This window comes from Nostoc sp. (genome assembly GCF_036919675.1).
Classification (GTDB): Bacteria; Cyanobacteriota; Cyanobacteriia; order Cyanobacteriales; family Nostocaceae; genus Nostoc.
Genome location: NZ_JBALCP010000020.1, coordinates 58,062 through 80,298 on the forward strand (window position 1 = coordinate 58,062; position 22,237 = coordinate 80,298).

General features: G+C 41.0%; 15 protein-coding genes. 11 read left to right on the forward strand and 4 right to left on the reverse strand.

The window, feature by feature from the left end; all coding sequences use genetic code 11:
* Positions 1–58 precede the first annotated feature (58 nt).
* The 7 genes from V7K49_RS01780 (at position 59) to V7K49_RS01810 (ending at position 12,233) form a co-directional block, all read left to right on the forward strand.
* The gene (locus V7K49_RS01780) at positions 59–487 is read left to right on the forward strand and encodes a DUF3110 domain-containing protein (RefSeq protein ID WP_334866949.1); all 429 of its coding nucleotides are present in this window, start codon (positions 59–61) and stop codon (positions 485–487) included.
* Positions 488–557: 70 nt separating this feature from the next.
* Positions 558–1,484 (forward strand): N-acetylmuramic acid 6-phosphate etherase, encoded by a 927-nt coding sequence (murQ, locus tag V7K49_RS01785; protein ID WP_335072923.1) that lies wholly within the window; start codon positions 558–560, stop codon positions 1,482–1,484.
* A gap of 627 nt (positions 1,485–2,111) precedes the next feature.
* Positions 2,112–3,314: a response regulator gene (locus V7K49_RS01790; RefSeq protein WP_335204282.1), complete on the forward strand. Its 1,203-nt coding sequence runs from the start codon at positions 2,112–2,114 to the stop codon at positions 3,312–3,314.
* A 582-nt stretch (positions 3,315–3,896) separates the two neighbouring features.
* Positions 3,897–4,259, forward strand: a complete 363-nt coding sequence (locus V7K49_RS01795; protein WP_273766979.1) for a response regulator transcription factor — start codon at positions 3,897–3,899, stop codon at positions 4,257–4,259.
* Between the two features lie 143 nt (positions 4,260–4,402).
* On the forward strand, positions 4,403–4,876 hold the full coding sequence (locus V7K49_RS01800; protein WP_334866944.1) for a chemotaxis protein CheW: 474 nt from the start codon (positions 4,403–4,405) through the stop codon (positions 4,874–4,876).
* A gap of 126 nt (positions 4,877–5,002) precedes the next feature.
* The gene (locus tag V7K49_RS01805) at positions 5,003–8,311 is read left to right on the forward strand and encodes a GAF domain-containing protein (protein ID WP_334866942.1); all 3,309 of its coding nucleotides are present in this window, start codon (positions 5,003–5,005) and stop codon (positions 8,309–8,311) included.
* Positions 8,312–8,606: 295 nt separating this feature from the next.
* Complete coding sequence (locus V7K49_RS01810; RefSeq protein WP_335204284.1) at positions 8,607–12,233, forward strand: hybrid sensor histidine kinase/response regulator; 3,627 nt, start codon at positions 8,607–8,609, stop codon at positions 12,231–12,233.
* A 22-nt stretch (positions 12,234–12,255) separates the two neighbouring features.
* Here V7K49_RS01810 and V7K49_RS01815 read toward each other — a convergent pair whose 3' ends face one another.
* The 3 genes from V7K49_RS01815 to V7K49_RS01825 all read right to left on the reverse strand — a co-directional run bounded on the left by V7K49_RS01815 (position 12,256) and on the right by V7K49_RS01825 (position 15,068).
* Positions 12,256–12,960, reverse strand: coding sequence for a Uma2 family endonuclease (locus tag V7K49_RS01815; protein ID WP_335204285.1), 705 nt, complete (start codon positions 12,958–12,960; stop codon positions 12,256–12,258).
* A 54-nt stretch (positions 12,961–13,014) separates the two neighbouring features.
* Positions 13,015–13,908: an ABC transporter permease gene (locus tag V7K49_RS01820; RefSeq protein ID WP_334866937.1), complete on the reverse strand. Its 894-nt coding sequence runs from the start codon at positions 13,906–13,908 to the stop codon at positions 13,015–13,017.
* A gap of 74 nt (positions 13,909–13,982) precedes the next feature.
* Entirely contained in the window at positions 13,983–15,068 is a 1,086-nt protein-coding gene (locus V7K49_RS01825) for a polyamine ABC transporter substrate-binding protein (RefSeq protein ID WP_335204287.1), read from the reverse strand.
* A 530-nt stretch (positions 15,069–15,598) separates the two neighbouring features.
* Between V7K49_RS01825 and cruF the strand changes: the two genes are divergently transcribed.
* Positions 15,599–16,507 (forward strand): gamma-carotene 1'-hydroxylase CruF, encoded by a 909-nt coding sequence (gene cruF, locus V7K49_RS01830; RefSeq protein ID WP_334866933.1) that lies wholly within the window; start codon positions 15,599–15,601, stop codon positions 16,505–16,507.
* 159 nt (positions 16,508–16,666) lie between these two features.
* Complete coding sequence (gene cruG, locus V7K49_RS01835; protein ID WP_334866953.1) at positions 16,667–17,881, forward strand: 2'-O-glycosyltransferase CruG; 1,215 nt, start codon at positions 16,667–16,669, stop codon at positions 17,879–17,881.
* Positions 17,882–17,910: 29 nt separating this feature from the next.
* Here cruG and rnhA read toward each other — a convergent pair whose 3' ends face one another.
* Positions 17,911–18,819 carry a ribonuclease HI gene (rnhA, locus tag V7K49_RS01840; protein ID WP_335204288.1) on the reverse strand — a complete coding sequence of 303 codons (909 nt, stop codon included), beginning with the start codon at positions 18,817–18,819 and terminating at the stop codon, positions 17,911–17,913.
* An 859-nt stretch (positions 18,820–19,678) separates the two neighbouring features.
* On the opposite strand from rnhA, the gene V7K49_RS01845 reads away from it, so the two are divergent.
* Both V7K49_RS01845 and V7K49_RS01850 read left to right on the forward strand, forming a co-directional pair.
* Positions 19,679–20,935 (forward strand): vWA domain-containing protein, encoded by a 1,257-nt coding sequence (locus tag V7K49_RS01845; RefSeq protein ID WP_334866930.1) that lies wholly within the window; start codon positions 19,679–19,681, stop codon positions 20,933–20,935.
* Positions 20,932–22,212, forward strand: coding sequence for a vWA domain-containing protein (locus V7K49_RS01850; protein ID WP_335204289.1), 1,281 nt, complete (start codon positions 20,932–20,934; stop codon positions 22,210–22,212). Before V7K49_RS01845 ends, V7K49_RS01850 begins: the two co-directional genes overlap by 4 nt.
* The last annotated feature ends 25 nt before the right edge of the window (positions 22,213–22,237 follow it).

Here is a 22,237-nt window from a genome sequence, read left to right on the forward strand (position 1 = left end):
TGACTTTCGCTAAGGCACAACCTAGAACTTTAATATTAATAGACCTTAAAAAAGACAGATGATTACACCAATGCGTCTTTTTGTGTTAATTTTTAATGCTCGAACGGAAAATGAGGGGATTCACACGATTCGGGAGGGCGATCGCAATAAAATTCTGATGTTCGAGTCAGAAGACGACGCCACGCGCTTTGCCCTGATGCTGGAAGCTCAGGATTTCCCCTCACCTACACCAGAGCCAATCGATGCTGAGGAAATCAAGGAATTTTGCGAAAGTGCTGGATATGAATGGGAAATCATCCCAGAAAACAGCAATTTAGTTGTCACTCCCCCAGAACTGAACGTGGAAGAAACTGACTGGCAAGCAGATGCCCAGAAGGAGGATACTGTTGAAGACACCTTCCCTCTCAATCAACAGCCACTAGAAGAACCAGAATTATCTGATTCTGAACTAGAGAAGATGCGTCGCAAATTGGAAGGATTGTTGTAATTAATCATTAGTCATTAGCAACTGACTAATGACTAATGACTAAGGAAAAAGGACAGAGGACAAATGACAAATGACAAACTTGCAGGAACGCGGGCATCTTTTAACCGAGCTGGTAAATCCTAACAGTCTGAACTTAGACCAGCTCAGTTCTCTGGAATTGGTGGAGCTGTTTAATAGCGAAGACCAAAAAGCAGTCGCGGCGGTGGCGGCGGTGAAAGTTCAGTTGGCAGAGGCTATTGATAGCACCGCAGAGCGTTTGCGCCACGGCGGACGCCTATTTTATATCGGTGCGGGTACAAGTGGCAGGTTAGGGGTGTTAGACGCTGCTGAGTGTCCACCTACTTTTTGTACGCCCCCAGAGTTGGTACAGGGGATTATTGCTGGTGGTGCAGGTGCGCTGGTACGCAGTTCGGAGGATTTAGAAGACAGCATCGAAGATGGTGAAGCGGCGATCGCTGGGCGACACATTACCCAGCTAGATGTAGTAGTTGGTATTACCGCTGGTGGGACAACGCCATTTGTCCACGGTGCGCTTCATGCTGCTCGCCAGCGGGGAGCCACTACTATTTTTATCGCCTGTGTTCCGGCTGAACAAGTTAGCTTTGATGCCGATATTGACATTCGTCTATTGACAGGGGCAGAAATAATCGCTGGCTCAACTCGCCTGAAAGCTGGTACAGCCACGAAGTTAGCTTTAAATATCCTTTCCACTGGGGTGATGGTCAAGTTGGGTAAAGTTTACGGCAATCGGATGGTGGATGTGGCGGTAACAAATCAAAAGTTACGCGATCGCGCTTTGCGAATTTTGCAAGACCTCACAGGCTTAAGTCGGGAAGCTGCTGGTTTTTTATTAGAACGTAGTGGCAAGTGGGTTAAGCTAGCGTTATTAATGCACTGGACTGGTTTGGAAAAAGACGAGGGCGATCGGCTTCTTTCAGAACACCAAAGTAATCTTAAAGCAGCTGTTGTGAGCTATCAAAACCACAACCAACCTTAAAGAAATTTTCCTAAATAAATACTCTATATTTGGCTGCTACTTGTCTTATACCAGTTCTCTATGAAGATGTACAGAATAAAACACTTGAAATTCCATGCCTGACAAGAGAATTATTCTATGCAGGCTCACATAGATTTGGTATTAGTAGCACGCCTTTTTTAAAAATAATATTCCCTAGAAAAGTTAACTAAAATTGCTTTCAATGAATAAATGTAAATTTAAATCAATATTTTTATCATTTATTGCCAATCTCAATACTAAAGCAAAAATCTCTAGAGGCTGCTAATCTTTTTTAAACAAAAATTCAGAACTTATACGGTTATAATTCAGCATAAAAATTATTAAAGTAATATAGCAATCCTGAATTCATCTTTGTGGACTATAGCAACCTACTTAAGTGATGAAATATTAGCAGAAAATTCAAGTCTGCCAATAAGAAACAACTCTGTGCTGGATGACTTATTTCCTAGCAAGATTTTTGCTATTTTGCTATTTACCTTGCTTTTAAGAAAATTGATTTAGGCTGCTCTATACCACATTTGCATTTTTTGACATGTCTACTGACCAATATATATATAGCTAGTGTGGGTTTTTCAACGGCTGGCTTTTTAATATAAGGAACAAAGTATGACCCACTCGGAACTTATTCTTTCAAATAACCTAGTTAATGAATTTAAAACTTGTACTCAGCTGCAATACAATGGCAAATTAAATATTAAAAGTTCAAAGGGCAGCCAATGGACTTTTTATTATCGGCTGGGACGCATAGTTTGGGCAACAGGCGGAACTCATCCCTTCCGACGCTGGCGTAGACATATGATCCAAAATTGTCCTCAGATTGATGTTGATAAATTGCAGTTGCATTTGCAAGATGTATCAATAGATTACTGGGATTACCGCCTTCTAGAAATATTTTATAAAAAACAAAAAATTCAGAGAGAACAGATTCAGTCTATTGCTGAAAACACAATAGTAGAATTATTATTTGACCTAGCTCTGCAAGGAAATTTTGCTTCTATAAGTTGTAATCGCAGCCAAGAAGTTATCTTAGAAACTCCAATGAGTTTCACGAGTGCAGAAATGTCTGTAAAGCATATGCAAGACTCATGGAAAAATTGGTCAGAAGCTGGTTTAGCAAATTTTTCTCCTGACTTGGCACCAGTCCTCCGGCGACCAGAACAACTTCAGCAGATGGTAAGTCCATCTGTCTACAAAAACTTTGTCAATTTAATCAACGGCAAATTTACTCTGCGAGATTTAGCCGTGAAAATGAAGCAGAGTGTACTGCCACTCACCCGTTCGTTGCTTCCCTATATCCTTAAAGGAATCATTGAATTGGTGGAAGTACCTGACTTGCCCTTAGGAGTTGCTGAAGTCAACAATAACTCTCCCACTACACAACCAAAGAAGCGGACTGCTCCACTAGTGGCTTGCGTCGATGATAGCCCTCAAGTATGTAAAATGCTAGAGGATATTATCACTTCCAATGGATTGAGGTTTGTGAAGATTCAAGATGCTGTACAAGCTCTACCAACCCTCATTCAGGATAAACCAGACCTGATTTTCTTGGATTTGATTATGCCAGTTGCCAGTGGTTATGAAATTTGCACTCAATTGCGACGAATATCTACCTTTGCTAACACACCAATAATTATATTAACAGGCAGTGATGGTCTTTTGGATAGAGTTCGTGCCAAAGTAGTTGGTTCTACAGATTTTCTCACTAAACCTGTATTGGCTGATAAGGTAATGGGTATAATACGTAAATATTTACCCACACCGAGTGTCCCCACGGACAAGAGTAAAGCTAATTTAAAGGTTTCTAATTAGGTGAATTCAAGGCTATTTATAAACAAAATATTAAGTGTAGAGTGTGTGACGGTGCTACGTTAATACTGCAAGTAAAAAAATAAATAAAAATGCCACCACTATGTATTTTTGGTACGTTACGCTTTAACGCACACTGTAAGTTTAATAATTACTTGATAAATGGTCTATTAGTAATTTTTGTTAACGATTATTAATCAGATAATTGGATTAACTTTAAAACTTCATTCCTGAATATGAAGCTATTAGTAATAGCCCTAAAAAAAATTTATTTTATAATTTATAGACTTTTTTAGTTCAGTAGAAATTAAATTATTGAGGTGATAAAACTATTTAGTATTCAATATATATTAAGTTATGTTTATTACGTACTTTTTCTGAGGTTGATACATAAAGATTGAATCAAAATTAGACAAATACAAGTTTTTGTATTTATGGCAGTCCTATTTGAGTTATGAAATATTGGTTATGTGAAAGGGTTTAGGGGCTAGTTTCTAGTCCTTTCCATGTCTTTGTTGAGGAATCATTTAGGATTTGTATGTCTAATTTGTTTACATTCTGATAAAATTTTAACGAGTAATTGCTATGAATACTGTTTTAGTTGTTGAAGATGGCTTAACTGATATGGAAATAATCAGCCGTTACTTGCAACAGGCAGGTTATTCTGTGATTAGCGCCATAAGTAGTGAAGAAGCTCAAGAGAAAATAGATAAAAATAAGCCAGATATAATATTTCTCGACGTAATTTTACCGGGTAAAAGTGGCTTTGAAATTTGCCGAGAATTGAAAACTAATCCCAACACTAGCAAAATACCTGTGGTTTTTTGTTCTACCAAAAATAGTGATGTAGATAAAATTTGGGGTAATATGTTGGGCGCTGATGGCTATCTAGCAAAACCGATTGATCGAGAAGAACTAGTGGGGATTTTAAAGCGATTAATTAATTAGTAAAAATCTCGTCTTATAAATAAATAACCACTATAAGTCACTATTCCGAAGATAGAACCTCTGCAAGCCAAAATAATAACTGCAAATAGTGCCTAAAGATAAATAATCAAAGACAAAGAATCAAAGACAAAGGATCAATAACTTTGGAAACCCAGGAAAAGTTTTTAAGTTTTAATTTGGGACTAAGGGATACAGCCGTAATTTCGTTACAACACATCACAGAAGTTTTGCAAGTATCATTACCAGAAATATGTGGCGTTCCTCAGATGCCCAGTAGCGTCTTTGGTATTTATAACTGGCGCGGTGAGATGCTTTGGTTAGTGGATTTAGAGGCAATGTTAGGTTATCCTCCAATTTCACAAGGATCAAATTTACTTTCAAAAATGATGGCGATTGTTCTAGAAAATAAGGGTAAGTATTTGGGACTATTGGTGCGACAGCTTATAGATATTGAATGGCTGGATACTCAGCAAATGAAACCCCCAACTACCGAATTATTTTATCCGAAAATATCACCTTTTTTAGAAGGATATTTTATTAATGATTCTGAAGAGATAATTTTTAATTTGGATGCCATAACGATTATCCAAGCTCCCATGTGGGAGAGTCATAATTGAACGTTTGATAATGGGTGATTAGGCATAGTATTTTGACATTTACTAATCCTTAATAACCAGATACTAGTTGATTATTTCCTGCCAAATATCCAATTATTAGCCATAACAAATTTTGAGGTTAATCAAATGACATTTTTGTATAACAATAGCCATGAAAATGAGCATCTAATCTCGGAATTAGAAAATTCCAATGGTAACGCTAATATAGCGAATCTTGCTAGCAATGAAATATCTTTGTTAAATGCGATTGCTCAGGAATTTAAAATTTGGCGGCGACAGTTGCAAGACATTACAACTCATATGCGCCAAGCGCCAGACCTTGATACACTACTTAAAATCACTGTAGCGCAAATTAGAGAAAAAATTGGGTGCGATCGCGCCTTAATTTATCAGTTTACTTCTCTAGAATCAGGTAATGTTTTAGCAGAATCTAGAACACTAGGTTGGACACCAACTTTAGGTGAAAATATTCCAGGAATTATTTTTGGCTTATATACCAATCAAGATTATATAGAATCTGTAGTTATTGACGATATCAATCAGATTCAACTTACCCCATATCAAAAGCAACTGCTAGAGAAATTTCAAATTAAAGCTAGTTTGAGTTTACCGATTTTAGTAGAAGGTAAAGTGTGGGGCTTACTGGTAGTAAATAATTGCTACTCAAAACGTCAGTGGCAAGAGGTAGAAATTAGCCTACTATCTCAAATTACAACAGAACTGACCTACAAATTGCAGAGCTTTGAATTCCAAAAAGAACAGCAACAGCGGATACTAGCAAAAAAATCGGTAGCTAAAGTCATTGACAAAATTCTGCGGGTATCAAATGTTGATAAGCTTTTTCAAACAACCACTCAAGAAGTACGTCAATTACTTAAATGCGATCGCGTCGGCGTCTATCGCTTCAAACCTGATTGGAGTGGCGAATTTGTAGCTGAGTCAGTGGGTAATGGCTGGATAAAAATGGTAGGCCCTGATTTTTACATGGTTTGGGAAGATAGCCACTTACAAGACACTCAAGGAGGACGTTATGCCAAGGGTGAAAGCTTTGTGGTCAAAGACATTTATCAAATGGGCCATGCTCAATGTCACATTGACATTTTAGAGCAGTATGAAATGAAGGCTTACATCATTGCGCCGATATTTTCTGGAGAAAAATTATGGGGTTTGCTGGCAGCTTACCAAAATTCTGGCCCTCGTGATTGGCAACCTTGGGAAGAAACCTTTTTGGCTCAGATTGGCTTGCAATTTGGTGTAGCTATCTCACAAGGGGAATATCTAGAACAAATGCAGACGAAATCTGAGCAACTAGCTCAAATAGTTGAACAAGAGAAAGTTTTCACTAAGATAGTCAATCGCATCCGACAATCTTTAGATGTAGATAGCGTCTTCAAAACAACCACTCAAGAAGTGCGTCAATCACTGCGATGCGATCGCGTCGCTGTCTATCGCTTTAACCCTGACTGGGGTGGCGAATTTGTGGCTGAGTCTGTGAGTAATAGTTGGTCAAAACTAGTAGGCCCTGATATTAAAACCGTTTTGGACGATACCTACTTGCAAGAAACTAAGGGAGGTAGGTACGTCAGAGGTGAAAACTTTATTGTTAATGACATCTATCAAGTAGGGCTTGCTCCCTGCCACATTGAGATTTTAGAGCAGTTTGAAGCCAAAGCTTACATAATTGTTCCTATATTCTTTGGGGATAAATTGTGGGGCTTGCTGGCAGCGTATCAAAATTCTAGCAGCCGTGAATGGCAAACCTGGGAAGTTAACTTTTTGGTTCAGACTAGCTTGCAATTTAGCCTAGCTAAATCACAGATAGATTATTTGGAATTAGTGCGGGTGAAATCTGAGAAACTAGCTCAGATAGCGGAACAAGAGAAAGCTGTCACCAAAATCAGTAACCGCATCCGGCAATCTTTAGATGTAGAAGAAGTCTTCAAAACAACCACTCAAGAAGTAAGGCAATTACTGCGATGCGATCGCGTCGCCGTCTATCGTTTCAACCCTGACTGGAGTGGCGAATTTGTAGCGGAGTCAGCAGGTCATACTTGGATAAAACTGGTAGGCCCTGATATCAAAACCGTCTGGGAAGATACCCACTTACAAGAAACTCAGGGAGGTCGATATGTCCAAGGGGAAAACTTTGTTGTAAATGACATCTATCAAGTAGGTCATTCTCCTTGCCACATTGAAATTTTAGAGCAATTTGAAGTCAAAGCTTATGTAATTGTTCCTGTATTTGCTGGGGAACAATTGTGGGGCTTGCTGGCAGCTTATCAAAATTCGGAAACTCGTGATTGGGAAGAATCGGAAGTAACTTTGTTAGCACGCATTGGCAGCCAGTTAGGACTGGCATTACAACATACTGAATATTTGCAACAAGTACAAGCGCAGTCAGCAAAATTAGCAGAAGCAGCAGCACGAGAAAAGGCAGCCAAGGAGTTACTACAACAACGATCTATTCAACTCTTAACAGCCCTTAGACCCGCCCTCAACGGCGACTTAACAGTCCGCGCACCAATTACAGAAGACGAACTAGGCACGATCGCTGATGCTTACAATAATACTCTGCAAGCACTGCGGCAAATAGTTCTTCAGGTACAGGGTGCTGCTCAACAAGTTGCCCAAACTTCTAGCAAAAGCGACGCTTCACTAGCAGGACTGACGAATCTGGCGCAACAACAATCTGAGGAAATTACCGCAGCATTAGGCGAAATTCAACAGATGGTGGATTCTACTCAAGCTGTGGTGGCGAATGCCGAGTTAGTACAACTAGCAGTGCAACAAGCCAATCAAACTGTAGAGTCTGGCGATACTGCGATGAACTTAACTGTAAAAGCAATCCAAGGAATTCGTGAAACCGTTGCTCAAACCAGCAAAAAGATTAAACGCCTCAGTGAATCTTCGCAAAAAATCTCCAAAGTGGTGAATTTGATTGGTAATTTTGCCACACAGACAAACGTACTGGCTCTGAATGCAGCCATTGAAGCTACTCGTGCCGGTGAATATGGCAAAGGCTTTGCAGTTGTAGCTGATGAAGTCCGTTCTTTATCTCGCCAGTCAGCAGCAGCAACCATTGAAATTGAAAAATTAGTCCAAGAGATTCAAGCAGAAACTGGAGAAGTTGCAGTAGCGATGGAAACTGGTATTCAGCAGGTAGTAGAAGGTACAAATCTTGTCAGTGACACTCGCCAAAACTTGAATGCGATCGTTTCTGCAACTGCCGAAATTAGTCAGCTAATCGAACGAATTACCGCAGCAACTCAAAAACAAATGACGCAATCTGTAACAGTAACTAAATCAATGCAAGATGTAGCAGAAATTGCTAATAAAACTTTTGCTGAATCTCAAGAAATTGCTACAGTGTTCCAAGATTTATCAGGGATGGCGCAAGAGCTATTGACAACTGCTAGTAAGTTTAAAGTCAAATGAATTTTAGATTTTGCGTAAAGTAAGAGCGCCGGAAGTCGCATTGGTGTCAACTTAAGCGCAAACCCTTTTAAGTTTCCAGCCTCTGGCTGGAAATGCTCTTCAATTGTGGCTCTGCCGCAAGTTTTGAGGCGGAGCCTCCCATTAGGCATTCCCAGTCAGAGACTCTTAACAAGACAATCTCTAAAAGCTTTTTCTAGTCAAGCTTTTACCTTAAGTTGACACCAATACGGAAGTCGGCGCTCCTACTTTACGCAACAAATGCAAAATCCAAAATTTAAAATCCAAAATTTAAAATATGATTACAGATAAGGAAATTCGTGAGCAAGGATACATCTACTTTTTGGCTGAAGCCCCAGAATTAGTACAAATTATTGAACAAGAACTATTTAGCTTATCGGAAGGTTATAGCACTACCAAAATTCACAACTTAATGCGAGCTACTCATACGATTAAAGGTGGCGCTGCTAATGTAGGGCTAGAAGTAATTAAGATGATAGCCCATTTTTTAGAAGATGTATTTAAGGCTTTATATAACCCAAAAGTGGTAATTGATGCCGAATTACAAACACTTTTACTACAAGCTTACGAATGTCTTAGCATAGCATTAAATACAGAATTGATAGGCAGTACTGTTAATGATGAAGAACTGCTTCATCGAGCAAGTTCAGTGTTTGCACAGTTGCAAGAAAAACTGGGTGATGCATTTGGTGCTGAGTCTCATATCCCCACTTCTGAGGAATTGGGGTTTGATATTGTGCAGTCCGTTTTTGAAGTAGGAGTAGAGCAACGTCTAAACAGTATTGCTGAAGCTGTTAACAATCCACCAAATAATGACGATTTTATCGAGTTCTTACACTCTCAAGCTGAGGTGTTTCTCGGTTTAGCAGAATCTCTAAATTTACCTGGATTGGGAGGAATTTCCCAAACAATTCTGTCAGCGCTGCAAGCAAACCCCGCCCAGGTGCAGCAAATTGCAGAAATTGCCCTTGCAGATTTACAACAAGCACAACAATTAGTATTAGAAGGCGATCGCACATCTGGTGGAGAAACTTCTCCAGCTTTGCGAAAACTCACGACAGTGGCAAATAATGAGTTATCTAGAGAATTGCAAAATAATTCATCTGCTGGCAGATTTATTATCAGCGAAGAACAATTTTACCAGTTTCTCACTACATCTGCTAACAATAAAAACGAATCTGTAAAGCCAACAACCGCCAAGTTTTATTTAAAAGTAATTCGCTACATTTTTGGCTGGTTTAATCACCAGATGGAAATCCCAAAGTCAGAACTCAGTTTGAGTTTACTGGTTCCTACATTAGAAAGAAAAAGTCTACTTAAGTATATTGAAAACTGGCTGAAAAAGTTTCTTGATTTTGTCAAAGATGAAGAAGATAGTAAAAGCCTTTCTATTTATAGATATGGGATCATTTCCATCATCTTATTTGCAGTGGCTAAGTTTCAATATTCTGTTACTAAAAATAACAGCTACCTCTCAGTAATTAAAATATTACAAAACCGAATTAATACATTAGCACAACAATATAAAAACTATCCTCCTGTTACTAGCAAAGAGAAAAATTGGCTTGATAGTCCCAAATTACAAACACTGCTAGTTATTAAAGAAATATCTAAATCTCAATCTTCTCAAACAACTGATAACCTACTAGAAGCAATATGGGGAGAAGAAGCTAGCCAAAATATTGCTGCTGAAATCATGACGCTCCAAACTGATGATTCTTCTGAAAAGCTTGATTCATTAACTGTCACAGAGCAGGTAGTTATAGCTGTTTCTGAAACAGCTATTGAACTCATACCTGATTTAGCTACACAAATCAACAAAGAAATAGAAGATAAATCACAGTATCTTCAAACTAAAAATTTTCGCCAACCTTCATTTATTCGAGTAGATACAGAGAGACTGCAACACCTCAATTATTTAGCAGGAGAATTGCTAATTTCCCAAAAACGGCGTAGTTTACAAGATGAACAAGTCAAAGAAATAATTGAACAATTAATACAGCAACTAACTAGACACCAAACAACTTTAAATGAATTACGTGATTTACCATTACAAATACAAAATATTACCTCACAACAAACGCAAACTTTTGCAGTGAAGTTTGACTCTTTAGAAATGGATGTATATACAGAATTTCATATGACATTGCATGAAGCAATAGAAGAGACACTGCAACTACAAGAAACCACAGAGTCTCTTGACTTGCTCGTGACGCAAGCTGCTCAAATTAGTGACAAACAAGAGAATTTAACTCTTAATATTATAGATAGCTTAGTAGAAGCACGAATGTCGCCTTTGGGCAATATCCTGAATCGCTTCCCCCACATGGTAAATAAGTTGGGCAATGTTCATGCCAAACTTGTAGAATTGAAACTTACTGGTACTGAAGTACTAGTGGATAAAGCGATCGCCGAAAAACTTTATGATCCTTTGTTACACTTAGTGCGTAATGCTTTTGACCACGGGATTGAAGCTCCGCAAATTCGCCGAGAGCTTGGTAAACCAGAACAAGGTTTAATCGAAATCTGCGCCTATCATCAGGGTAGCCAAACTGTTATCGAAGTTCGGGATGATGGTCAGGGATTGAATTTAGACAGAATTCGCAGAAAAGCTAGTGAATTTTATGCCATACAAACTGAACAAAAAACCAGAACTTATGCTTCTAATCTGGCTGAACCTGAACTTTTAGATTTGATATTTTCACCTGGATTTTCTACAGCTAATAAAGTTAGTGAAATTTCTGGGCGCGGTATGGGTTTAGATATTGTGCGGACTCAGATGCACGCACTCAATGGCTCAATTTCAGTTCAATTTTTACCCAACCAAGGAACAATATTCATACTCAAAATTCCTTTTTCTATGACTACAGAAAAATTAATGCTAGTTCAAGCCAAAGGTGTTGTTTATGCCCTCCTTTTGGACAGTATCGAAAAAATATTGATTCCCTCGGATCAGCAGATTAAAGAAATTGAAGGGAAAAAAGTCTTACATTGGAATACAGACAATGATGAGACTATGGTCAGCCTCCGTCAGCTTTCAAAGTTGATAGATTATAATGGTTCATTGCTGAATAGTGCTACTCCATACAACACATCAAATACTCCTGACGCAAGCATAGCGAAAAATCCGGTGCTTTTATTACGACGAAATCACGGAACATTTGCTTTAGAAGTTGACCAAATAATCGGTGAACAAGAACTAGTAATCAGACCTTTAGGAAATGCGATCGCACCGCCAAAATATATTTATGGTTGTAGTAGTTTAGCCAATGGTAATCTCATCTTAGTGATTGATGCTTCATTGCTGGTAAAGTCTAGTGACCAACAAACAACACTTGATATCAGAGCGCTACCAATAGCTTCTTCGTCAAATAAAAAAGCCTTACCGATATCAGGACATACTTTTTCATCTACACCATTACTTGCTGCATCTATTTCCAGAACAAGTATAGAAACTCAACCCAGCTATTCTCAAGAGCCAGATAATAAATCACCAAAAGTTGTTTTAGTAGTAGATGACGCAATTAGTCTCCGGCAGACTCTCTCTCTGACTCTGCAAAAATCTGGCTATCAAGTAATACAAGCCCAAAATGGTGTAGAAGCTCTAGAAAAGTTACAGTTACATCCTGAGATTCAAATTGTCGTCTCTGATTTAGAGATGCCACGAATGAATGGTTTTGAGTTGTTGAGCAATTTCCGTCAATACCCCAATTTAGCAAAAATACCTGTAGTGATTCTCACTTCTCGCAGCGCTGAAAAACATCGTCAGCTTGCCCAAGAATTGGGTGCAAAGGCTTACTTGACTAAGCCTTATTTAGAGCATGAGTTTCTCTCTAAAATTAAGAGTTTAATTAATAGTAATACAGATGATTTAACCCATTTATTGATGCTGGCAAATCATTGATATTTTTGAAAATGCTATCGCTTTAATTACTAGGTAGATTATTTGGATCTACACCCAGAGAACGTAAATATTGCGCTAATTGTTCAGCCCGCAATCGCTCTTGTTGTGCCTGTTCTGCGTCTGCCAAGTAGCGGTTTCCTTGCTGATCATACCAACATAAAAACTCCTGTTGTATTCCGGCAATTACAGCTTGGCGTCGCCCAATACCTAACCCAACCTCTAACATCAAATAGGGTTTACCTATTTGTAGTTGGTAGTTTCCATCTATCAACTTATACACTTCAAAAGGTTGATGTTGGTCGCGTCGCCAAAACTCAGGGTTATAAACTACGTAGTATAATACACCGAGTTTTCGGTATATATCTAGCTTATCGTCATATTCACCTCCTGGGGTGTGGGATACCATTTCTAATGTGAATATTGGAACTATCCCATTTTCTTCCCAAACCGCGTAACTTTTGCGTGATTTGCCACCCTTTTTCCGTTCTACTCCCACACTTAAAAAAGCATCTGGCACTACAGGGACTGTAGGATTTACTCCTGTGGTGTGATATACTCCCATATCTACTCCAAAGTACCAATCCATGCGATTTGCCCAAATAGAGTTGAGTAAGAAGAGCAAAATGTTGGGCAAAAAGTTTTGGTCTTCGTTATCCACTGGCGTATCGTCTGAACAGGGAAGTTCGTCAGTAGTTGGTAACGCATTTTTGAGATCAGGTGAGAGCATAACCGTTGTCTCGCTGGCGTTTGATGCCCTTATTATAAGTCAGTGACGAAAAGTTTAGCGTTTAGGTGCAGGTTCGCCAAACTTAATCAAAAGCGCGATCGCAATACTAACAAGCAAAATTAACGTCATACTCAAGGCTGAACCAAATCCCCAATTTTGCGTTGCTCCAAGAAACTGGTTATAAACTAACCGCGCCGCCGTCATACTAGAAGCACCACCAAGTAATTCTGGATCGACAAAATCCCCCAAGCCTGTGATGAATACAAGCATAGAAGCAGCCGCAATTCCAGGCAAAATTTGCGGTACGGTTACTTGGCAAAAAGTTTCCACCGGATTTGCACCTAAATCAGCCGCTGCTTCTAACAACCGCTTGTCTAGCTTTTCGAGAGAAGCATATAAAATTAAAACCATATAGGGTAACAAGCTGTAACTCATGCCAATAAATACAGCTTGACTTTGGTTAAGTAATTCCAAAGTAGGCAAGCCGAAATTGCTGAGTAAACTGTTCAATAAACCAGTAGGACGAAGAATTGTAATCCAAGCATAGGAGCGAAGTAACGAGGAAGTCCACAAAGGTAATATAAAGCCTAATAGCAGCAAATTTCGCCAACGCTGTGGCGCTATCTGAGCAATCCAATAGGCGACAGGGAAGCCCAAAATTATACAAATTATTGTAGTACCAAATGCAAAAAATAGCGATCGCCCAATTACTTGCACATAAAGCGGATCAAATATTCGGATATAGTTTTTGAATCCGTTGGGATTGACCAAATCTCCCGGCCGGATGTCTGCAACCAAACTTAACTCGAAAATTATCAAAGTTGGCAGCACCAACAAAAGTAATAACCAAATCCCAGATGGTGCAAGTAATACCAAAGGTTGGAGCCAGTTTCCTGGCAGGCGATGCAATTCTTCTATTTTGGAAATCTCATTTTTTTCAAAATTCATCAATTATAACTCTGTCAATTTTAGATTTTAAATTTTGGATTGAATTAAAAATATCAAATCAATCCAAACTTTATTTAGCTGCTAGTTAATTGAGTCCAATAGCGATCGTAAACCTCTTCAAATTCTCCTACAGGAGTAACACGTTCACAATTTGCTAAAAACGACTCTGATGGAAATAAATTAGCATTGTTTTGGATTGTTTTTGGCAATTGCTCAAATCCAGCACTATTCGGCGTAGAAATACTCAGACGCTGACTGATTTTGGCCGCCAATTCTGGTTGCAGAATCATGTTAATCCAAGCATAGGCTCCAGCTAAATTGGGGGCTGTTTTGGGAATAACAATAGTGTCTGTCCATAATGAAGAGCCGCTGCGAGGAATCACATATTTTAGTTTAGGATTTTCTTTAGAGATTTTCACTGCATCTGCTGAATAGCACATCGCCAATAGTAAATCTCCTGCTAGAATTTGATTTTGCCAAGCGTCAGTGTCAAAACGTGCGATCGCAGGTTTTAGTACCTTCAACTTTTCATAAGCTTGTTTGATTTGTTGTTCATTTTTTGAGTTGTAAGAATAACCTAGCATCCGTAACGTCGCACCCATAACTTCTCGAACATCATTGAGCAAGGTCATCCGCTGATTAAGTTGCTTTTGGTTTTGCCAAAGATAATCCCAGTCTTGTGGTGCATCTTTGATTTTTTCGGAATTGTAAAGGAAACCTGTTGTTCCCCAATTAAAAGGGATACTATATCGGTTATTGGGGTCATAACTAGGATTCTGAAACCGGGCAAATAAATTCTCTAAACCGATTAAGCTATTGTGATCTATTTCTATTAACAAACCTTTCTTTACCATCTTCTGCACCATATAATCAGATGGATAGATGATGCTGTAAGTTCCACCTCCTCCAGCTTGCAACTTAGCCAGCATGACATCATTAGAATCATATACATCTGCTAGCACTTTCATACCAGTTTGGGTGCTAAAGGTTTTCAGTAATTGGTTGTCAGTATATTGCGTCCAGGTAAAGATATAAAGTTGGTCACGTTGACCAGAAGTATTAGAATTAGCACGGACTTCACCCAGCCTCCAGCCACAACTAGCTAAAGATAAGCTAGAAAGCGCTGCCACCCCTTTTACAAATTGCCGTCTGTTAGTCATTAAGTTAGAAGTTATTCATCGACAACTTCTAGATTACGGTATACCTCGTAGCCCCTGGCGTGATTTTCTGGGGTAAATGTATCATTCTTCACACTTACCAAACACACCCTTTCCTTTTCCGATGGTCGCCCACTACACGAATGTATGCTCTGCGAACGGGTAAGATATGGGGCTTCTGTCGGAGTTAGCTAAAGACTTTATTTTACTTTAGGACTTGGTTAATTTATGATGGTTGTCCTCCCTCAAGGAGTCCCTGGATGAAAGGAGTTTTTCACCATACGGGTATCAGTGGGACAAAAAACCAGAAGTTTTTGCAGATGAAATTATGTAGATTTTGACTATATGGCTTAAACTAGTAGGTTTATCATCATATTTCTTATAGCTTCAATCAATAGGCTGTTATGCTGTTCCCAAGAAAGCCAAACAAGTTTGTAGAGAATTGCGGCACAAAGTATTTAAATATGTTGTTAAACATTTGTAAACTGTTAGCAGCCGAGTAGCCGCGTGTCACATCTTGTTAAGGAATTATTATGAGACAACTTGTTATCGTTGAGCGCGTATGCCTCATTGGTCATATCGTGTCAAAAGCCTTTGGACTGGTAGGGATGCTGCTGGTCGTACCTAATGCTGAAATAATTTTAAACTTATCGCAGGTTGGCGAAACTGCCATACAGTTAAGTATGGCTGGTGGCGGTGTAGTTGATATCATCTTGGGGACAATAGCTGTCTCTATTTATGCCTACCGGACATTGGGATTGGGAACTTGGCTAGCATTTATGCTGCCGGCTATGTTTATCTCTTTAGGAAGTGAACTACTGGGCACCAGTACAGGTTTTCCATTTGGTGATTATAGCTACTTGAGTGGCTTGGGTTATAAGATTGGGGGGCTAGTTCCTTTCACAATTCCTTTATCTTGGTTCTATGTTGGGCTGTCGTCTTATTTAATTGCTAGAGCTGGTTTGAAAGTGGCTCAAAAACCCAGTTGGGGACGCCATATTGCTGCTATAGCCGTTGGTGCTTTGCTCTTCACTTGCTGGGATTTTGCCCTTGAGCCAGCTATGAGTCAATCTTCTTTGCCCTTCTGGTATTGGGAACAACCAGGAGCTTTCTTTGGGACACCTTACCAAAACTATGCAGGTTGGTTTGGCACTAGCGCCCTGTTTATGAGTGTGGCAGGATTGTTGTGGAGAAATACATCGATTAAATTAGAGCGATCGCAACTCAATCTACCCTTAGTCGTTTATTTAACTAACTTTGCCTTCGCCGCCGGACTAAGTTTGGCTGCTGGGTTCTCCATCCCTGTATTGCTCGGCTTATTGCTAGGTGTGGCTCCCGCCGTGGCGCTGTGGTTAAGGAGTTCAACCACACCCATTCCAGTTGCTGTTGAATCAGCAAGCAAGGAAGTATCAGTAGCAAAGGTTGAAGTTGCCTTGAAATAGCCTAGAGATTGGGGAGTGGGGAGTGGGGACAAGGGGAATAACCCATGCCTAATACCCAATGCCCAATGCCCCATGCCCCTTGCCCCTTGCCCCTTGCCCATTTATTTTGTATAGTCGCAATTTTAATTGTTAAGTATTTTGACAACAGTAGACAACGCTTTGATAGTAGAAAGCGCCATCTCCCTTTTATTGCTACTTATCCAAGTACCAGCAACGGCGATTCTGTTTTCGCGCCTGCTAAAGGGGCCAAGACGCCTTCCCCCAATAGAACCGCAACAGCCGACGCCGGAGCTTTTGGGTAGGGTTAGCGTCGTTGTTCCCACGCTGAACGAGGCGCTTCGCATTAGCCCTCTGTTGGCTGGTTTAAGTCAACAAAGCTACGAAATTCGGGAAATTATTGTTGTAGACAGCAAGTCTGGTGATGGCACCCCCGACTTGGTAAAAGCGAGACAGCAGAAAGATCCGCGCTTTCGGGTGATCACAGATGACCCCTTACCCTCTGGTTGGGTGGGGCGTCCTTGGGCGTTGCATAACGGTTTTCTATATAGCTCTGAGGCTAGTCAGTGGTTTCTGGGGCTGGATGCTGATATCCAACCGCATCCTGGTTTGGTTGCTGGTTTGGTGAAGACGGCCGAAGCACAAGGCTATGATCTGGTTTCCCTTTCACCCCAGTTTATCCTCAAATATCCCGGAGAGTGCTGGCTACAACCGGCTTTGTTGATGACTTTGCTTTACCGATTTGACCCCGCTGGGATCAATACAGAGCAGCCAGAACGGGTGATGGCAAATGGGCAGTGTTTTTTGTGTCGTCGCTCGGTTTTAGCTGCTGTGGGTGGCTATAGCAGTGCGAGTAGTTCTTTTTGTGATGATGTCACTTTGGCACGAAAGATTGCTGCTCAAGGGTATAAAGTGGGCTTTTTAGATGGTGCAAAGGTGCTAAAGGTACGGATGTATGAAGGGGCGATGGAGACGTGGAAGGAATGGGGGCGGAGTCTCGATCTTAAAGATGCAACTTCTCGTTCGCAGTTGTGGGGAGATTTATGGCTACTCACATCTGTTCAGGGTCTACCCCTTTTAATTGTCCTCACTTTTTTGTTGATTTCTCCGCCACTCGGATACTTGCTACAGACGCGATTAATCGCGTCTCTACCCACTCCCCCACTCCTCCTGGTGGGACTGAATTTATTCTTGGTGGTGATTCGCTTTGCTATGCTAATTGCGATCGCACCTTCCTACGATCGCAAAAGCGCCAAAGGCAGCTGGTTATTCTGGCTTTCCCCTTTGGCTGATCCCTTAGCTGTGTTGCGAATCTTCTTATCTGCGTTCCATACCCCGCGCGAGTGGCGAGGACGCAAATACAGTGCTGAATTATGAGTTATGAATTATGAATTGTTCCTAACTCCTCACTCCTCTTCACCTCCTACTTGATCCCCGCGTTCCAGTTCCCAAAGAATTTGATTTCCTTCGCGACGTACCCGTGACACTATCCAGTTTCGCCAGCGCCATTGATCTCCCCGACTGGTAACAGCGCTGGCGTGGACATCCATCAAGTCTGCTAACTCAGAACTGGTGATTAAGTAGCCTTTTTCAGAAATTTCGTCAGCGATACGCAGAGTTTCGACCAAGCTGCGGAGTTGCGAAACCCTCATTTCTGGTGGTTTCTCATCGGTTGTGGCCGCAATTGGCCCAGTTGATGGTTCCATAAGAGTTATTTCTGGTGCAGAAGTACTGACTTGTTGTCTACTTTGGTTAATTACTCTAGAGTTTTTCTCAGAATCAGCTACTTTTGCTACATTTAGTTCATTTGTATAAGGTAAAGATTTATAAAAATTTGTCGGAGTTAATTGTTGTAGCGAAGGGATTTTGCCACTAGCATAGGTGCGAGCGATCGCATCACAACGTTCGTTACCTATGTTACCAGAATGTCCCCTGACGTGTTGCCATTTTACCTGTTGGGTATTGAGTTGATCGAGAGTTTCCAAAAGGTCTTGGTTTTGGACGGGTTTACCATCTGACTTTTTCCAGCCTTTATTTTTCCAGCCTTTCACCCACTTGGTAACGCAGTTAATCAGGTATTCGCTATCGGTATGAAGGGTGATGGCTTGGGCTTGTTGAGATGTTTGCAGGAATTGTAGGGCTGCGATCGCAGCTTGCATTTCCATTTTATTATTAGTGGTATGAGGAGATGCATCGCCCATTTCGTGGATTGAGCCATCGCTGAAGTAGACAACTACTCCCCAACCGCCAGGGCCAGGGTTGCCGGTGCAAGCACCATCGGTGTATATGCTTTGGATTGTGGGTTGGGTGGACATGGTTTAGGATATCGGACTGCAAAAAAGAGGCAGCGCATTGCTTTGGTTCCCAAAGTTGTAGCGACTGCGGGTTTTTATTTAGGGCGAAAAGGAGACGCAGAACCAGCTATTAAGAGGATTTGTCTAGAGCTGAGACGTTTAGACGACATTGCCTCGACTTATAAATTGATTCATTCACATTCCCTAACTTCTGTTTTCAGTTAACAATCGCATTCTCAAATCTAATTTGTCATCCAGTCAAGCAGTTTTAGATTTTAGATTGCCGATAGCGTAGCGTAAAGCCTGCGGCATGGCAACTCTTAGAGACGCTCTTGCGTTCGCTTAGAGCGAGTTTGCGTACTCCTACGGAGGAGCAAGCTAGCAAGAGCGTCTCGTAAGAGAGCGTATGATTGGATTGACCCCGACCATTAGGGTACGGGGCAAGCCGAATTTTAGATTTTGGATTTGTTCCACCCACGCTTAGGCGAAGCATGAAGCGAAATAATTTTTAATTCTTTAATCTAAAATCCAAAATCGGCATGGTCAATCTCCACCCGTCACACTTACTAATATTTGTCAAGTCTCAACCTCTGCTTTTTCTTCAAAACCCTGATCCTTAAAGTGTTTTATAATTGTTAATAAATTTCCCAGTAATGCATAGCTGATCAAAGAGCGGTTGATATTGGTTAAGGTGCGTCTCGTTTTTGTCCGGTCATTCATCCCAGGCTTCCCGAAGGGACAGACGTGGGGCTTCTGCCCAATTAAGCTAAGATATTCTGATTATATGAATGTATTTGTGTTAGATAGGTTTTCCGTAGAGTTAAAGTGGTGCTTTGAAGTTATTTATTAATATGTATATCCTGAATAAGGACTTTGAGTTATGAAGGTTAGTTTGCAGCCTGCCTTGAATGATGGTAATTTGGACGCGAATCAACTGAATAGTCAACGTCAGTTGGGAATTTCGATTTCGGCGATCGCAGAAAACCAAGACCGCAATGTGCCACTGAATTTATGCTTAATTCTCGATCATAGTGGTTCCATGAATGGGCGATCGCTAGAAACGGTCAAAAAAGCAGCAAATCGTCTGGTAGATAGACTCAATCCTGGCGATCGCCTCAGTATTGTAGTTTTCGATCACCGTGCTAAAGTCTTAGTACCTAGTCAAAGTGTCGAAGATCCAGAGAAAATAAAACAGCAAATTAACCGCTTATCTGCCGATGGTGGAACTGCGATTGATGAAGGATTGCGCTTAGGGATTGAGGAGTTGGCGAAGGGAAAAAAAGATACTGTTTCCCAAGCTTTCCTATTAACCGACGGGGAAAATGAACATGGTGATAACAATCGCTGTTTGAAATTCGCCCAATTAGCTGCTAGCTATAATTTGACTTTGAACACTTTGGGATTTGGTGACAACTGGAACCAAGATGTTTTAGAAAAAATTGCTGATGCTGGTTTGGGGACTTTATCTTATATTCAAAAACCCGAACAGGCAGTGGATGAGTTTAATCGCCTGTTCAGCCGCATTCAAACAGTGGGATTGACTAATGCTTACCTACTATTCTCCCTGATGCCCAATGTCCGGCTAGCGGAACTCAAACCTGTTGCCCAAGTTTCCCCAGACACAATTGAGTTACCACTGCAACAAGAAACTGATGGACGTTTCGCTGTGCGGTTGGGAGATTTAATGAAAGATGCAGAACGGGTGATTTTAGCTAATATTTATTTGGGACAATTGCCAACAGGTGAACAAGCGATCGCTAATGTGCAAGTCCGCTACGATGATCCAGCCGCCAACCAGGTAGGTTTATTTACACCAAATATCCCAGTTTATGCCCATGTAGTCAAAAATTACCAAGCAGACCCGAATCCCCAGGTGCAACAGTCTATTTTGGCATTAGCTAAGTATCGCCAAACCCAGCTAGCCGAGACGAAATTGCAACAGGGCGATCGCACTGGTGCTGCGACGATGCTACAAACGGCTGCTAAAACTGCATTGCAAATGGGAGATACTGGCGCAGCGACGGTGTTACAAACTTCTGCCACCCAGCTACAATCTGGACAAGATTTATCCGAAAGCGATCGCAAGAAAACCAGGATGGTCTCCAAAACAGTTTTGCAAGATACCCCTCCGCAATGAAAGTTAAATTGCTATCGGCGTTAAATGACAATAATGTTGATGTGGCTCAAACAAGTAGCCAACGTCAACTAGGAATGACGATTTTTGCAATCGCTGGTGAGTTCGACCAAAATCTGCCACTCAATCTCTGCTTGATTTTGGATAGAAGTGGCTCCATGCATGGACAACCAATTAAAACGGTAATCCAGGCGGTGGAAAGATTAATAGATCGGTTGAAAGTAGGCGATCGCATCTCAGTTGTGGCTTTTTCTGGTTCTGCAGAAGTCATTATCCCCAACCAAGTGATCGAAGACCCCGAAAGCATCAAATCTCAAATAAAAAGCAAACTCAGTGCTAGCGGCGGGACAGTCATCGCTGAGGGTTTGGAACTGGGAATTACAGAACTGATGAAAGGCACAAGAGGCGCTGTTTCCCAGGCGTTTCTCTTGACGGATGGGCATGGTGAAAGCGGTTTGCGGATTTGGAAGTGGGATATTGGGCGAGATGACAACAAGCGCTGTCTTCAACTCGCGCAAAAGGCTGCCAAGCTGAATCTAACTATCAACACTTTCGGATTTGGCAATAGCTGGAATCAGGATTTGCTGGAAAAAATTGCTGATGTCGGTGGTGGGACTCTAGCCCATATTGAACTTCCTGAACAAGCTGTGGATCAGTTTGGCCGACTGTTTGGACGGATTCAATCTATTGGGCTAACAAATGCCTACTTGCTGTTATCTCTAGTGCCCAATGTCCGACTAGCAGAATTGAAACCCATTGCCCAAGTTGCCCCAGACACAATCGAGTTACCAGTGGAACCAGAAGCTGATGGTAGCTTTGCTGTGCGTTTGGGAGATTTGATGCAGGATGTAGAACGGGTAGTTTTGGCTAACATTTATCTGGGACAATTGCCAGAAGGTAAACAAGCGATCGGGCATCTGCAAATCCGTTATGATGACCCGTTGGTTAACGAACAAGGCTTACTTACGCCCCTTGTGCCAGTGTATGCAGATGTAGTGCGGGCGTATCAACCGGCATCTAATCCCCAGGTACAACAATCTATTTTAGCATTAGCGAAGTATCGCCAAACCCAGTTAGCTGAGGCGAAATTGCAACAAGGCGATCGCACCGGTGCAGCCACGATGCTGCAAACAGCAGCCAAAACCGCTTTACAAATAGGAGATAAAGGGGCGGCGACAGTGTTGCAAACTTCTGCTACTCGCCTGCAAGCTGGAGAACAACTATCAGATGCAGACCTAAAGAAAACTAGGATTGTATCAAAAACCGTTTTACAAGAGTAGCCCTCTAATAATTCCTAATTCCTAA

Excerpts from the sequence above, each read along its gene's own strand:
- V7K49_RS01820 (WP_334866937.1), bottom strand. The coding sequence starts at position 13,908 with ATGAATTTTGAAAAAAATGAGATTTCCAAAATAGAAGAATTGCATCGC.
- V7K49_RS01795 (WP_273766979.1), top strand. The coding sequence starts at position 3,897 with ATGAATACTGTTTTAGTTGTTGAAGATGGCTTAACTGATATGGAAATA.
- V7K49_RS01850 (WP_335204289.1), top strand. The coding sequence starts at position 20,932 with ATGAAAGTTAAATTGCTATCGGCGTTAAATGACAATAATGTTGATGTG.
- V7K49_RS01780 (WP_334866949.1), top strand. The coding sequence starts at position 59 with ATGATTACACCAATGCGTCTTTTTGTGTTAATTTTTAATGCTCGAACG.
- rnhA (WP_335204288.1), bottom strand. The coding sequence starts at position 18,819 with ATGTCCACCCAACCCACAATCCAAAGCATATACACCGATGGTGCTTGC.
- murQ (WP_335072923.1), top strand. The coding sequence starts at position 558 with ATGACAAACTTGCAGGAACGCGGGCATCTTTTAACCGAGCTGGTAAAT.
- cruF (WP_334866933.1), top strand. The coding sequence starts at position 15,599 with ATGAGACAACTTGTTATCGTTGAGCGCGTATGCCTCATTGGTCATATC.
- V7K49_RS01810 (WP_335204284.1), top strand. The coding sequence starts at position 8,607 with ATGATTACAGATAAGGAAATTCGTGAGCAAGGATACATCTACTTTTTG.
- V7K49_RS01805 (WP_334866942.1), top strand. The coding sequence starts at position 5,003 with ATGACATTTTTGTATAACAATAGCCATGAAAATGAGCATCTAATCTCG.
- V7K49_RS01815 (WP_335204285.1), bottom strand. The coding sequence starts at position 12,960 with ATGCTCTCACCTGATCTCAAAAATGCGTTACCAACTACTGACGAACTT.
- V7K49_RS01845 (WP_334866930.1), top strand. The coding sequence starts at position 19,679 with ATGAAGGTTAGTTTGCAGCCTGCCTTGAATGATGGTAATTTGGACGCG.
- V7K49_RS01825 (WP_335204287.1), bottom strand. The coding sequence starts at position 15,068 with ATGACTAACAGACGGCAATTTGTAAAAGGGGTGGCAGCGCTTTCTAGC.
- V7K49_RS01790 (WP_335204282.1), top strand. The coding sequence starts at position 2,112 with ATGACCCACTCGGAACTTATTCTTTCAAATAACCTAGTTAATGAATTT.